Below are 14,149 nucleotides of genomic sequence, written 5' to 3' on the forward strand. Positions count from 1 at the left end.
CTACACCCCCAGCCGGGTGCGGCGGTGGAGCGGGCGAGCGAAGAGTTCGGCGAGGTCGCCCGCCTGATCGTATCCCTGGATCGGCGTGAACAGCAGTTCGATCGACCACTTGGTCGAGAGCCCCTCCGCCTCCAGGGGATTGGCGAGCCCCAGACCGCACACGGTGAGATCCGGCCGCGCGTCCCGGCACCGGTCGAGCCCGTCATCGAGGCTCTGCCCCTCCACGATTCGGGTGCCCTTGGGCAGGAGTTCGAGTTCGGCCGCGAGATGGGCACGATGCAGGTAGGGCGTTCCCACCTCGATCAGATCGGCGCCGAGCTCGCGCGAGAGGAAGCGCGCGAGCGGTACCTCCAGCTGCGAATCGGGGAAGAAGAACATCCGCTTGCCCGCGAGCCGTTCGCGGTAGCGGGCCAGCGCTCGGTCGGCCCGCGCGCGCCCCGGCGCGGTCACGGTCTCGAACCGGGTCGGCTCGACAGCGAACGCCTCGACCGCCGCCTGAAGCCAGCGCGTGGTCCCCTCGGCACCGAGCGGGAACGGAGCCGGGATTCGACGCGCGCCGCGCTCGTCGAGCGCCCGGGCGGTGGCCGTGAGGAAGGGCTGGGCCAGCAGATACGGCATGCCGCGCCCGATGGCGGGCATGTCGCTGGAGCGTCGCGCGGGCAGGAAGTGGGCGCGGATGCCGAGTTCGGCGAAGAGCCGGGTGAACTGGTCCTCGACCACATCCGCGAGGGCGCCGACCACGAGCAGATCGCCGCTGGCCGTCCGCGATTCGGGGAGGCTGGGGACGAGGGCCGCGAGGCAGGCATCCTCACCCTCGGTGAAGGTCGTCTCGATGCCGGAGCCCGAATAGTTGAGCACCCGCACCTCCGGCGCGAGGCGTTGCGACAGCCGCAGGGCCGCCCGCGACAGGTCGAGCTTGATCACCTCGGAGGGGCAGGAGCCGACGAGAAAGAGGAGCTTGATATCGGGCCGTCGCTCGATCAGCCGGGTGACCACCCGGTCCAGCTCTTCGTTCATGTCGGCGAGGCCGGCGAGGTCGCGCTCGTCGATGATCGAGGTCGCGAAGCGCGGCTCGGCGAAGATCATCACACCGGCGGCCGACTGGATCAGGTGCGCGCAGGTCCGAGAGCCGACGACCAGGAAGAACGCGTCCTGAATCTTGCGGTGCAGCCAGACGATGCCGGTGAGGCCGCAGAACACCGCCCGCTGGCCGCGCTCGACCCGGATCTCGGGACCGCAATCGGCGGCAGCGTGCGTCTGGAGAGGGGCGTGGGCGTTCACCGAGCGCCCTCCCCGGCCAGGGTCAGCGATGTCGGCGCCTCGAGCCGGGCCGCCCGCAGCTTCAGCAGGAACTGGCCGGCATTGATCAGGTAGGTGGCATAAGCCGCGAGCGCGAGAACGAGGAGCCCGCTCGTATCGAGAAGATGCGTGGCCAGAGCGATGAGGTAGGCCGTGTGCAGCGCCAGCACGAGCATGCTGAACACGTCTTCCCAGTAGAAGGCCGGCGCGAACAGGTAGCGGCCGAACACCGCCTTCTCCCAAATCGAGCCGGTCACCATGATCGCGTAGAGGACGAGCGTCTTGACGACGATCGAGGCATGGGCCGCTTCCGCACCTTCTCCGGTCGCGAGAGTCCGCAGGACCAGCGCGAGACTGATCAGAAAAACCAGAAATTGCAGCGGTGCCAGCACGCCCTGAACCAGGGTCCAAGGCGAAGCATCGCGCCGATGGCGCTCCTCGCTCGTGTAGAGCGCTCTCTGTCGGCCCTGGCGTTGCCGCATGGCCTCCGCCTCCGCTCGCCTTGGGCCCCGTCTGCGCAGGGCCTCATCCCGACCCGGAGCCTAGGCCCGGGGTTGCGGAAGTGTCAATCCAGCTTGACGCTCATAGCCGCTGACAATTGTTTTGAATGTATTCAATTCGAGCCATTGCCAACGCACGGAAGAGGCGTATCGTGACGCTGACAACACCTGACCAACGGGTGTGACAGGGTATCCTGCACTAATCTGCGTGATGCGCTGCTGCCTTGGGAGTGACCCATGGGAGGCTGGAGGCATTTCGGCGAGCGCTTGGAGTTGCCTGCCTCGCCACGCGAATGCGGTGGTGCAGGCGAGGCGCTCACGGTTTCCGCCTTCGATTTCCAGCCGGACGGCGAACGGATGCGCCGACGGCTCGCAAGTGTTGTCGAAGCCGAGATCCTGCCGCGCCTGATGCTCGTCCATCGCGGGCGAACGGCCCTTCCGCCCGCCGCGAGGGACCGGCAGCCGACGAACGAAGACATCGAGCGGCTGTGTGATCTTCTGCTCTCCCGGGTTGAGGGCGACCTCACGATCCATTTGCTGCGTTTCCTCGACGAAGGCCTGACGCTGGAAAGCGTTCTCGTCGAGTTGCTGACCCCGGCTGCGCGACAGCTCGGTCAGCTATGGGAAGACGACACGTGCGATTTCGTCGAGGTCACGGTGGCGCTCGGACGGCTCCAGGCTGTGGTGCGCGATCTCTGCGCTCGTTTCGGAGATGAGTCGGTTACACCGCAGGATCGGAGCATCCTGATCCTGCCGTGTCCCGGCGAAACGCACGTGTTCTGCCTCGCGGTACTGGCCGGCATCTTTCGCGAATCGGGCTGGGACGTCACGACCGCCGGCCTCGATCCAGGCCTCGACCCAACGGAACTCGTCGCCCGCGAATGGTTCGACGTGATCGGCCTCACGCTGTCCTGCGACGTGCTCTTTCCGATTCTCTCTCAGACCATCGCGGCGCTGCGCTCGGCATCTCGCAATCCGGCTCTCCGAATCCTGGTCGGCGGGCCGTATTTCGTGCGTCATCCCGATCACGTCGGCCTCGTCGGCGCCGACGCGACGGCTGAGGATGGCCGCCTTGCCCCCTTGATTTCCGAGAGCTTGCTTGAAATGCGGTCCCGGGCCTGTTGAAAGGACCTCTTTCGCGTCTTCACGAAGCGGTGATCTTGAGCAGCTTGGCGAGCCATTCCCCGCAGACGCCGTCCCCGGCGCTGCAACAGGCGGCCAGCCTCCTCGACAGCGAGGCGGCCGGGATCCTTCTTGCGGCAACGAGCGACATCTCGCTGATCGTCGGTAGCGACGGGGTGATTCAGGAGACGGCCACCGCGGCGTTGGATTTCGAATCGGAGGACATCGCCTCGTGGCGCGGTCGCGCCTGGGTCGACACCGTCACCGTGGAGAGCCGACCGAAGATCGATGCGCTCCTGCGCGACGCCGCCGCCGGGACGATGACGCGCTGGCGGCAGGTCAATCATCCGTCCCGGAACGGCCCCGACGTACCGATCCGCTATGCCGGCCTTCGGCCCCAGAAAGACGGCCCCATCATCGTGGTGGGCCAGGATCTGCGCACCCTGGCAGGCCTGCAGAGGCGGCTCGCCGATACGCAGCAGGCGCTGGAGCGGGATTACGATCGGCTTCGTTCCGCCGAGACCCGCTACAAACTGCTGTTCCAGCTATCGGGCGAGCCGGTGCTCGTGGCGGATGCCGGAACGCGGCGCGTCAGCGAGGCGAACCCGGCCGCGGCCCGTCTTCTCGGCCGCCCGCACAAGCGGATCCTCGGTCAGGACGTGGCCGATCTGTTCGAGGTCACCGCCACCCGCGACATCGCCGCTTTGTTCGCCGGCCTCCGCACGTCGGGCCAGGCGGGGGATGTCGTGGTGCGACTCACCGGAGGCCGCGGCGAGACCCGCGTCTCGGCGTCCCTGTTCCGCAGCGAGGGCTCGACCTCGATCCTGCTGCGTCTCTCCCCCCTCGCCGCAGCCCGTGCGGGGCAGCTCGCGACGGACGGGGGCGCTCTCGACGTGATCCGGCGTATGCCCGAAGGCTTCGTCGTCACCGATCCGGCTCGGCGTATTCTCACGGCGAACACCGCCTTTCTCGATCTCGTACAGCTTGCGACCGAGGAGCAGGTACGCGGTCAACCGCTCGACCGTTGGCTCGGGCGTGAGGAGACGGAGACGCTGGCCCTGTTCGCGACGTTGCGCGAGCACGGCTCCGTGCGCCACTTCTCGACGGTGATGCGAGGCGATTACGGGTCGCTGGAAGACGTGGAGGTCGCGGCGGTCTCCGCGCCGTCCGCCGAACAACCCTGCCTCGGCTTCACCATTCGGGCGACGCCGCGCCGAGCCGCGCCGGTCCATTCCGGCGGGCACGAACTGCCGCGCTCCGTCGAGCAGATGACCGAGTTGGTGGGGCGGGTCTCCATGAAGGCGTTGGTCCGCGAGACGACCGACCTTATCGAGAAGCTCTGTATCGAGGCGGCCCTGCGCATCACCCGCGACAATCGCGCCTCGGCGGCCGAGATGCTCGGTCTCAGCAGACAGGGCCTCTATGCCAAGATGCGCCGTTACGGCATCGGTGATCTTGATACCGGCGATACGGAAACTCCGCCGGACGACGACGCCTGACGCAAGCGATATGAAGTATAATGCAGCTATGTCACGTAGCGGTTGTCATCTGAAATTCCTCCCAAACATGTAAAGTTATGTTGACACATGCAGCGGCGGGCCACTAGCTTCCGGCATGGCCACGCCCGCACCAAGCGCAGTCGTCGAGCTTCTCAAGCCGATCACTTGGTTCGCACCGATGTGGGCCTTTGCCTGCGGTGTCGTCTCATCCGGCCAAGCGCCGTCAGGACAATGGCCGGTGATCGCCGCAGGGGTTGTGCTCGCGGGTCCGCTGGTTTGCGCCACGAGTCAGGCCGCGAATGATTGGTTCGACCGGGACGTCGACGCCATCAACGAGCCGAACCGCCCCATTCCCTCCGGTCGTATCCCAGGGCGCTGGGGGCTCTACCTCGCGGGGGGCTGGACGTTCCTGTCCCTCGTCGTCGCTGCCATGCTGGGGCCCTGGATTCTCGGGGCCGCCCTGTTCGGACTCGTCCTGGCCTGGATCTACTCGGCGCCCCCGATCCGGCTGAAACGGAACGGCTGGTGGGGCAACGCCGCCTGCGGGCTCTGCTACGAGGGTCTTCCGTGGTTCACCGGGGCCGCCGTGATGGCGGCCGCGATGCCGGACGGACGGGTCGTGACCGTGGCGCTCCTCTACGCGATCGGCGCCCACGGCATCATGACCCTCAACGACTTCAAGTCGGTCGAGGGGGACCGGGCGCTCGGCCTGCGGTCGATCCCGGTGCAGATGGGACCGCGCTACGCCGCCCTCTTCGCCTGCCTCGTGATGGCCTTGCCGCAGACCCTGGTGGTCTCTCTCCTGCTCAGCTGGGATCGACCCTGGCATGCCGGGGCGGTCGGCCTCCTGCTCGCCGGACAGCTGGGCCTGATGGCGCATTTCCTGAAGGATCCGCGGGCTCGGGCCGCTTGGTACAACGGCACCGGCACAACCCTCTACGTCCTCGGCATGCTGGTCGCGGCTTTCGCCCTGCGGCCCCTCGTGCAAGGGGTCGTGCCATGACCAGCCAACCCTCCTCCTTCTCCTGGCTCCAGATCGTCCGGCTCGGCCTCGTTCAGACGGCGCTCGGAGCCGTCATCGTGTTGATGACCTCGACGATCAACCGGGTCATGGTGGTCGAGCTGGCGCTGCCCGCCCTGGTGCCGGGCGCCTTGGTCGCCCTCCATTACGCGGCCCAAGTCCTGCGCCCGCGCTGGGGCTACGGCTCGGATATCGGCGGGCGGCGCACGCCCTGGATCGTCGGCGGCATGGCGGCCCTGTGCCTGGGCGGCTTCGGCGCAGCCGTCGCGACGGCGCTCGCCGAGACCTCCCTGTCTGCGGGCCTGACGCTGGCGGTCGCCGCCTTCCTGCTCGTCGGCATGGGAGCTGGCGCTGCGGGCACCAATCTCCTCGTGCTGCTGGCGACGGGTGTCGAATCGAGCCGTCGTGGCGCAGCCGCCACCATCGTCTGGGTGATGATGATCGCCGGCTTCGCGGTTACCGCGCCGCTCGCCGGTCACTTCCTCGATCCCTTCTCGGGGCCTCGGCTCGTCGCGGTCTCCGGCACCGTCTCCCTCGTGGCCTTCGCGGTGGCCGCCCTGGCCGTGATCGGTCTCGAGCCGCGTCGCCCCGCCGCGAGCCCTCCTCAACAGACCGAGAAGCCGCCGTTCCGCGCCGTGCTGGCGCAGGTGCTGGCCGAGCCGGCGGCACGGCGCTTCACGGTCTTCATCTTCGTCTCGATGCTGGCCTACAGCGCGCAGGAACTGATCCTCGAACCCTATGCCGGGCTCGTCTTCGCCATGAGTCCGGGGGCGACGACGAAGCTCGCGGGGCTTCAGCACGGCGGAGTATTGGCCGGCATGCTGATCGTCGCCGGCATCACGGTCTTCGTCGGCGGCCCGATCCTCGGCTCGCTCAAGGTCTGGACCGCCATCGGCTGCGCGCTCTCGGCGCTCGCGCTCGGGGCGATCGCCCTGGGCGGACCCATCGGACCCGAATTTCCGCTGCGGGCGGCGGTGGCCGCGCTCGGCTTCGGCAACGGCGTCTACGCGGTGGCGGCCATCGGCTCGATGATGGCCCTCGCGGGACGCGGCGGCGAGGCGGAACGCGGCACCCGCATGGGGGTATGGGGCGCCGCCCAAGGCGTCGCCTTCGGCGCCGGCGGCTTCCTCGGTACGCTCGCCGTCGATCTCGCACGCCTCGTCGCCACGGAGCCGGTCACCGCCTACGCGGTCGTCTTCGCGGCGGAGGGCGTGCTCTTCATCGTCGCCATGCTGATCGCGCTGCGGGTCGAGCACGCTTCCGTCGGAAGACGCGCCAACCCGCTGACGCAGACGGCTTCGTTCCACCTCACCCCCGGTTTCGACGCGAGGTAGCCCATGACCCACCACGGCGCTTCCGATCTCTTCGACGTCGTGGTGGTGGGCGGCGGCCCGGCGGGGGCGACCGCGGCGACCGATCTGGCGCGCGGCGGTCGCCGGGTCCTGCTTCTCGACCGGGCGGGTCGGATCAAGCCCTGCGGCGGCGCGGTTCCGCCTCGCCTGATCCGCGATTTCGCGATCCCCGACGAGCTGCTGCTGGCCCGCATTCGCAGCGCCCGGATGATCGCCCCGAGCGAGCGCCATGTGGACATGCCGGTGGGCGACGGCTTCGTCGGCATGGTCGATCGCGCTCACTTCGATCCGTGGCTGCGGGACCGCGCCCGGCTTGCCGGCGCCGAGTGCCGCGATGGCGTGTTCGAGCGCATCACCCGCGACGAGGCGAACCTCGCGACAGTGCATTATCGGGAGGGCAAGGACGGTCCCGCAGTTGCGGTGAGAGCCCGCCTCGTCGTCGGCGCCGATGGAGCCACATCACCGGTCGGCCGGGCCGAGATACCGGGCCACGCGAAGATGCGCCAAGTCTTCGCCTATCACGAGATTGTCCGCAGCCCTTCCGCCGAGGCGCACGACGGAACGCGCTGCGATGTCTATTACCAGGGCCGCCTCTCGCCGGACTTCTATGCCTGGATCTTCCCCCACGGCGACACGATGAGCATCGGCACCGGCAGCATGCAGAAGGGCTTCTCGCTGCGTTCGGCGATCCGCGATCTGCGCGCCGCAACCGGACTCGATGCGTGCGAGACGGTCCGCCGCGAGGGGGCGCCGATTCCCCTGAAGCCGCTGAAGCGGTGGGACAACGGCCGCGACGTCCTGCTGGCCGGCGACGCGGCCGGGGTCGTCGCCCCGGCCTCGGGCGAAGGGATCTACTACGCGATGCTCGGCGGCCGGCTCTCCGCGCAGGCGGCCGAGGCCTTCCTGGCGACCGGCGACGCGCGGGCGCTGGCGAGCGCGCGGAAGTCGTTCATGCGCCTGCACGGGCGCGTGTTCTGGATCCTCGGGATGATGCAGTGGGTCTGGTACCGCAGCGATGGGCTGAGGGAGCGCTTCGTCTCCATCTGCAAGGACAAGGATGTCCAGCAACTCACCTGGGACGCCTACATGAACAAGGAACTGGTCCGCGCCAAACCGGCGGCCCATGCGCGCATCTTCTTCAAGGATCTGGCGCATCTGTTCCGCTGGGTTTCGCCGTGACGACGATGTTCGCGGGCGAATGGGGTCCGGCCCTCGTCACCGCCTTCGCGGCGCTCGCCGTCGCCGTGGCGGGTGGAGTGGCCACGCGCACCGATGCTTGGTACTTCGCCCTGCGCTTCCCGGCCTGGAAGCCGCCGGATTGGGCCTTCGGGCCGATCTGGAGCGTCATCATCGCGCTCACGGCGACCTCGGCGGTGCTGGCCTGGAACGCCGACCCGGAGCCCGCCGCACGGACGCGGCTCGTCGCGGTGTTCACGGTCAACAGCGTCCTCAACATCGCCTGGAGCTGGATCTTCTTCCGCCTGCGCCGGCCGGACTGGGCCTTGGTCGAGGTTGGATTGCTCTGGCTCTCCATCGTCGCCCTCGCCCTGACGATCGGCCACGCCTCGCCGATCGCGGGCCTGCTGAACCTGCCCTACCTCGCCTGGGTCAGCGTCGCCGCCTGTCTCAATCTCACCATCGTGCGGCTCAACCCGCATGCCCGGGGCGCGTGAGATGGCGGACCTTTTCGCCAGTGGGCGCATCGTCGACATCATCGTCGTCCTCGTCGCCGTCGAGGCGCTGGCTCTCGTGAGCCTGAAGCTGTTTTCCGGGCGCGGCCCATCAACGGGCGCCCTGCTCTCGAATCTCGCGTCTGGCGCAGCGCTGATGCTGGCTGTCCGGGCGGCGCTGACCGGCGCGGACTGGGCGATGGTGGCGGCGTGGCTCCTTGCCGCGCTTTTCGCGCATCTCACGGAAATGATGATCAGATTTCGCTGAACACCCCGCTTAAGATCGCGGGGCTGTGAGCGTAAGAACTGGAACAACCGGGACTGACTCGCGTTGCGAGCCCGTTCCTAGACTGAGAATAAGAACAAACGAGGCCGGGGTCGTCACCTTTCGGGAGACCGGGTTCATGACACGACGCACCGTACGCGGCCCCGGCTGGCTCGCCTTCGCCGCCCTCTTCGCGGCCGGGCCGGCCCTCGCTCAGGCGGGCGATGCGGATCTGATCAAGCGCGGCGAATACCTTGTGACGGCGGGCGATTGCGTGGCCTGTCACACCGCGCCCGGTGGCAAGCCTTTTGCCGGCAATTACGGCCTCAACACCCCGATCGGCCTCATCATGACGCCGAACCTGACGCCGGATCCGGAGACCGGCATCGGCAAATGGGATTACGACACGTTCGAGAAGGCGTTCCGCCACGGCATCGGCGACGAAGGCGAATACCTGTATCCGGCCTTCCCGTTTGCTTGGTACACCAAGGTCAGCGACGAGGACACGAAAGCGATCTTCGCTTACCTCAAGTCGCTTCAGCCGGTGAACGAGAAGCGGAAGGAGAGCCAGATCCCCTTCCCGTTCAACATTCGCACCGCGCTCATCACGTGGCGCACCGCCTTCTTCACCGAGGCGCGTTTCAAACCGGATCCGAATGCGAGCGAGGAAGTGAATCGCGGCGCCTACCTCGTCGAGGGGCTGGGTCATTGCGGGATGTGCCACAACGAACGCAAGATCGTCGGCAATTCGAGCCTCGCGGGCAAGCTCGGCGGCGGCGTCATCGACGGATGGTACGCGCCGAACATCACGCCGGACGGGCACCAGGGCATCGGTGCTTGGTCAGATGCGGAGGTCGTCACCTACCTCAAGACCGGTACCGCGCCCGGCAGCCGTCCCGGCGTCGCGGCGGGCCCGATGCGTCAGACCATCGAGGAATCGCTGTCCAAGATGACCGATGCCGACCTGCAGGCGATGGTCGCGTATCTCCGCACGGTGCCGGCCAAGCAGACCTACAAGGAGAAGGACCTTCAGGCCTTCAACCAGCCGGGCGCGCCGGGTGCGGATGTCTATCTCTCCTACTGCTCGTCCTGCCACCGTCCCGACGGCAAGGGCGTCGAGGGGGCGATTCCGGCGCTCGCCGGTAACACCTCGGTTCAGTCGGCGGGCCCGCAGACGGTGCTGCGCGTCATCTATGGCGGGCTCGCCGCCCAGAGCGGCTACGCGCCGATGCCGGCCATCGGTCAGGACATGACCGAGCAGCAGGTCAAGGACGTAACCGATTACATCCGCAATTCCTGGGGCAACAAGGCGCCGGTGATGAATTCCGGCAGCGCCGTCTCGGAGGCCAAGGCCGCCACGCAAACCATGCTCGCCGGCACCGCGCCCTGCGCGGAGATCGAGCAGGAGCCGGTGCGGAAGGCGATCGAGGAGAACGGCGTGGTCGCCGAGTTGAAGGGGCTCACGTCGAGCGACTTCATTCCAAAGCTCGCCACGATCGTCCCCAAGGTGAAGGCTGCCGCCGCGGGCGCGAAGGACGACGACATCGTCAACGGGCTGACCACCGCCTTCTGCCAGGCGGCCCGCGACGAGCCGGGAGACGGCAAGCTGAGCTGGTCGGCCCGGATCGGCTCCTTCTCCAACCTCGCCTATAGCCAGATCAAGCATCCCGAGAAGCAGGCGAGCGCCGATTCGGGTCAGCCGCCGGCGACCGGCGCGAGCCCGATGAAGCAGTGACGTGCTGCCGGGGTGGGCGCGTCGAACCGGGAGCGCTCTTTCGCGGCGTGCTCTCCTGCCCCGTCCCGACGATTCGCCGATGCCGCCCCGTCGCTGCCGGTGAGGCCAAGCCCATCAGCGTGGCTCAGGGCCGATCCCGACGCATGGCGGTCCCGGCGACGCCGAGGGGAACGCGAGCTATGCCGAAACGTTCGAACGGCGAACCGCACCGTCCCGTCGGACGGCGAGCCGCTCCCTGAAGGGTCCGCCGCCGTAAGGGGCGGCAACCCGATGGGAGTGCGCGCGGATGCAAATCGGCATGATCGGCCTCGGCCGGATGGGCGGCAACATCGTCCGCCGCCTCCTGCGGGACGGGCACAAAGCGGTGGTGTTCGACCGGGACCCGGCTGCGGTGCAAGCGCTCGCCGCCGAGGGGGCGACGCCCGCAGAGAGTTTGGACGATCTCGTTGACAAGCTTGAGGCTCCGCGCACCGCCTGGGTCATGCTTCCCGCCGGCGCGATCACCGAAGAGACGGTGACGAAGCTCGGCGCGCTCATGAAGGCCGACGATTGCATCATCGACGGCGGCAATTCCTTCTACCAAGACGATGTGCGCCGAGCCCGCGAGCTCGACGCCAAGGGTATTCACTACGTCGATGTCGGCACGTCCGGAGGCGTCTGGGGCCTGGAGCGTGGCTATTGCATGATGATCGGCGGTCACAAGGAGGCGGTCGATCGCCTCGACCCGATCTTTCGCACCCTGGCACCGGGCCTCGGCGACATTCCGCGCACGCTGGGACGGGACAATCGCGATCCCCGCGCCGAGCTCGGCTATATTCATGCCGGTCCGAGCGGTGCAGGCCATTTCGTCAAGATGATCCATAACGGCATCGAGTACGGGCTGATGCAGGCCTATGCCGAGGGCTTCGACATCCTCAAGCATGCCAATTCCACGCAAGTCCCCGAGGAGCGGCGCTTCGACCTCAATCTCGGTGACATCGCCGAAGTCTGGCGACGCGGCAGCGTCGTCTCGTCCTGGCTTCTCGACCTCACCGCGACGGCGCTCGCCGGCGATGAGACGCTCGACGGCTTCTCCGGCTATGTCGAGGATTCCGGCGAAGGACGCTGGACGATCAACGCCGCCATCGAAGAGGCGGTCCCGGCCACTGTTCTGTCGAGCGCGCTCTATCGGCGATTCCGGTCCCGCGAGGATGCGAGCTATGCCGATAAGCTGCTCTCGGCGATGCGGAAGGGCTTCGGCGGCCATCAGGAGCCGCCGCGTCGCGGACCGGCGCCGTGATTCCCCTCCCGCCCAACACCCGATTGATGGCGGACGCCGAGGCGACCGCCCATGCTGCTGCCGAGCATCTCATCGCCGCGGTCACGCGCGCATCCGGAGAGCACGCGGCGGTGTGCCTATCGGGCGGATCGACTCCCAAGCGTCTCTATGCCCTGCTGGCCTCCCCCGGCTTCGTCGAGCGTGTGCCGTGGGAGCGGGTCCACTGGTTCTTCGGCGATGACCGGGTGGTGCCCTGGGACGACCCGCTCAGCAATGTGCGCATGGTCCGGGAGGCGTTCGGCCACGCGGCGCCGTTGCCGCCGACCCATCTGCACTTCATTCCCTCCGATGAGGGTGCTGAAGCGGGCGCCCGCGCCTACGAGGCGGTGCTCAAGGACTTCTACGGCGCCGAAGCCCTCGATCCGGCAAGACCCCTGTTCGATCTCGTCCTGCTGGGGCTCGGCAGCGACGGCCACACCGCCTCGCTGTTTCCGGGAAAGCCCGCCCTCGACGAGCGCGTGGCTTGGGTGGCTCCCGTCCCGGAGGCCGGAATGGAGCCCTACGTGCCCCGCATCACCCTGACCTTCCCGACACTCGCCTCCACGCGCTCGATCCTCTTCCTCGTCAACGGCGCCGCCAAGCGCGACCCGCTCTTGCGCCTGAGCCGGGGCGAGTATCTTCCAGCGGCCCATGTTGCGAGCGCCGGTGAACTCTCGTGGTTCATCGACCGCGACGCCGCTGAGGATGTATCGGCCTAACAAAGATCAACGGCTCACAAAAATCGTGCAGTGCGTCCGGCAAAAATTGCGATATTCGAGCGCCTACAACAGTTTCGCCCCAATTTCGCCGCGGATCTTTCCGGTGGGTTAATCCTGCATCCGGCGAAGCAAAGGGGCGTGCCGTGTCGGGAATGGATTTCGCTGTCGAGCCGGATCGCTGGACGCTGCCCCGGCGTCAGCCGTTGCGGTTGCGCAGCCAGACCGTACGGCTTGGACCCCTGAAGTCGCCCCGGGCGCGTGGTCGTTTGGCGAGATGGTTGGTCGGGCCGAGCCTCGCCGTCCTGTCGCTGTCGGCCGCCATCACCCTCACCGCCCGATTCCCGGCGACGGCCGTGTCCGAACCGGTGACGCCCGTCGCGATGAAGACGCTGCCGGCGGCCCGTATCGTCGGTGTCGCGCCGCCCCCTTCCTCGCAATCCTCGGCGCCTCCCGTGCAAACCGCCGCGGCGGATCTGCCGGTTCTGCGCGCCCCGGAGACGCCCGACCCGATCCCGGTCACGTCGCCTCCATCCCCTCACGCGGCGGCGGTGAAGCCCAAACCCGAACTCGGCCCATTGCCCGTCCTCGAAGTCGAGGCCGAGGCGTTCGAGCCGCTGGCCATCGCGGAAACGCCGACGCCGTCTCCCGGGAGGACGTCGGCGCGACCGCCTTCCCCCCGGATCGCCGGTCAATTCTGACGACCCGCCCGAGGCCGTCGGCTCGACTTCTGTCCGGTTTTGCCGGCCGCGGCCTTCAGCTAAGTTTTCGGTGAATGGGGCGGGAGACGGGTGTGGCGATCCAATCGATCGGGGCTGGGCGAATGTGGTGCGCCGCGGCTCTGACCCTGCTCGGTCTCATGCTCGGGACATCGGCCTTTTCGGCCGAGGAGAGCGTTGCCACCGCCCTCGTCGTCTCGGTGGACATCTCGGGCTCGGTCGATGAGACCCGCTACCACCTGCAGATGGAGGGCATCGCCGAAGCCCTCGAAGACCCGACGGTGCTGTCCGCGATCCAGGCCAATTCCGGCGGAATCTATTTCGCCCTCGTGACTTGGGCCGATGGGGCACGGCTCGCGGTCGATTGGCGCCGGATCGCCACGAAGGCCGACGCTGCCGCGACCGCGGTGCTGGTGCGGGCCGTGCCGCACATCCCCGGCGAATTCACCTGTGTGGGACAGATGCTGCGCACCGTCTCGTCCAGTGTGGTGCCGCGCCTGCCCGTCCCGGCCGACCGGGTCGTGATCGATGTGTCGGGCGACGGCATCGACAATTGCAGCGATGTGGACGCGATCCACACGGAGCGCGACGCGCTGCTCGCCGCGGGCACCACCATCAATGGCCTGCCGATCCTCGTGCCTGGGGAGAACGACGTGGTCGGCGTCGGCGCTTATCGCGCTCCAGGATACGGGCTCCGCGAGCTGCCACGTCAGACCTATCGCGACGGCACGACGCTCGACGCGTGGTACCGGGAGCACATCGTCGGCGGGCCCGGCAGCTTCCTCCTCGCCGCCCGCGGCTACGGCGACTTCGCGCGGGCGCTGCGGCAGAAATTCGTGATGGAAATCAGCGGGCTGGCCCCGACCGATCCGGTGAACGGAAAGGGCAGCGTGGCGAGCCGGTGAGGCACTTCAAAAAGCTTGTGAGTCCGTACGAGCGACCTTCAACTCCCTG

The 14,149-nt window shown here is 68.0% G+C and carries 14 protein-coding genes; 12 read left to right on the forward strand and 2 right to left on the reverse strand.

Annotated elements, in window-relative coordinates:
- The gene (locus OWC43_RS21830) at positions 1-1,281 is read right to left on the reverse strand and encodes a ferredoxin:protochlorophyllide reductase (ATP-dependent) subunit N (RefSeq protein WP_393958298.1); all 1,281 of its coding nucleotides are present in this window, start codon (positions 1,279-1,281) and stop codon (positions 1-3) included.
- Positions 1,278-1,781, reverse strand: a complete 504-nt coding sequence (gene bchF, locus OWC43_RS21835) for a 2-vinyl bacteriochlorophyllide hydratase (RefSeq protein WP_393958300.1) — start codon at positions 1,779-1,781, stop codon at positions 1,278-1,280. The genes OWC43_RS21830 and bchF overlap by 4 nt, the downstream gene beginning before the upstream one ends.
- Before the next feature lie 255 nt (positions 1,782-2,036).
- On the opposite strand from bchF, the gene OWC43_RS21840 reads away from it, so the two are divergent.
- From OWC43_RS21840 to OWC43_RS21895, 12 genes are all read left to right on the forward strand, one after another.
- A complete protein-coding gene (locus OWC43_RS21840) occupies positions 2,037-2,924 on the forward strand; it encodes a B12-binding domain-containing protein (protein WP_393958301.1) in 888 nt (295 codons plus the stop codon).
- Between the two features lie 44 nt (positions 2,925-2,968).
- Positions 2,969-4,420: a transcriptional regulator PpsR gene (gene ppsR / locus OWC43_RS21845; protein WP_393958615.1), complete on the forward strand. Its 1,452-nt coding sequence runs from the start codon at positions 2,969-2,971 to the stop codon at positions 4,418-4,420.
- A gap of 115 nt (positions 4,421-4,535) precedes the next feature.
- Positions 4,536-5,423 (forward strand): chlorophyll synthase ChlG, encoded by an 888-nt coding sequence (gene chlG / locus OWC43_RS21850; RefSeq protein WP_137828205.1) that lies wholly within the window; start codon positions 4,536-4,538, stop codon positions 5,421-5,423.
- Positions 5,420-6,775: a BCD family MFS transporter gene (locus OWC43_RS21855; protein WP_393958302.1), complete on the forward strand. Its 1,356-nt coding sequence runs from the start codon at positions 5,420-5,422 to the stop codon at positions 6,773-6,775. The genes chlG and OWC43_RS21855 overlap by 4 nt, the downstream gene beginning before the upstream one ends.
- A gap of 3 nt (positions 6,776-6,778) precedes the next feature.
- Positions 6,779-7,972 (forward strand): geranylgeranyl diphosphate reductase, encoded by a 1,194-nt coding sequence (locus OWC43_RS21860; protein WP_393958304.1) that lies wholly within the window; start codon positions 6,779-6,781, stop codon positions 7,970-7,972.
- Between the two features lie 5 nt (positions 7,973-7,977).
- Positions 7,978-8,466 carry a TspO/MBR family protein gene (locus tag OWC43_RS21865; protein WP_393958616.1) on the forward strand — a complete coding sequence of 163 codons (489 nt, stop codon included), beginning with the start codon at positions 7,978-7,980 and terminating at the stop codon, positions 8,464-8,466.
- A 1-nt stretch (position 8,467) separates the two neighbouring features.
- Positions 8,468-8,731, forward strand: a complete 264-nt coding sequence (locus OWC43_RS21870; protein WP_393958305.1) for a hypothetical protein — start codon at positions 8,468-8,470, stop codon at positions 8,729-8,731.
- Positions 8,732-8,867: 136 nt separating this feature from the next.
- The gene (locus OWC43_RS21875) at positions 8,868-10,463 is read left to right on the forward strand and encodes a cytochrome c (RefSeq protein ID WP_393958306.1); all 1,596 of its coding nucleotides are present in this window, start codon (positions 8,868-8,870) and stop codon (positions 10,461-10,463) included.
- 286 nt (positions 10,464-10,749) lie between these two features.
- The gene (gnd, locus tag OWC43_RS21880) at positions 10,750-11,742 is read left to right on the forward strand and encodes a phosphogluconate dehydrogenase (NAD(+)-dependent, decarboxylating) (protein ID WP_137828211.1); all 993 of its coding nucleotides are present in this window, start codon (positions 10,750-10,752) and stop codon (positions 11,740-11,742) included.
- Entirely contained in the window at positions 11,739-12,479 is a 741-nt protein-coding gene (pgl, locus tag OWC43_RS21885; RefSeq protein ID WP_393958307.1) for a 6-phosphogluconolactonase, read from the forward strand. Before gnd ends, pgl begins: the two co-directional genes overlap by 4 nt.
- 278 nt (positions 12,480-12,757) lie before the next feature.
- Positions 12,758-13,177 (forward strand): hypothetical protein, encoded by a 420-nt coding sequence (locus OWC43_RS21890; protein ID WP_393958308.1) that lies wholly within the window; start codon positions 12,758-12,760, stop codon positions 13,175-13,177.
- A 122-nt stretch (positions 13,178-13,299) separates the two neighbouring features.
- Positions 13,300-14,100: a DUF1194 domain-containing protein gene (locus OWC43_RS21895; protein WP_393958617.1), complete on the forward strand. Its 801-nt coding sequence runs from the start codon at positions 13,300-13,302 to the stop codon at positions 14,098-14,100.
- The last annotated feature ends 49 nt before the right edge of the window (positions 14,101-14,149 follow it).

It is taken from the genome of Methylorubrum sp. POS3, from assembly GCF_043352485.1.
GTDB classification, from domain to species: Bacteria; Pseudomonadota; Alphaproteobacteria; order Rhizobiales; family Beijerinckiaceae; genus Methylobacterium; species Methylobacterium suomiense.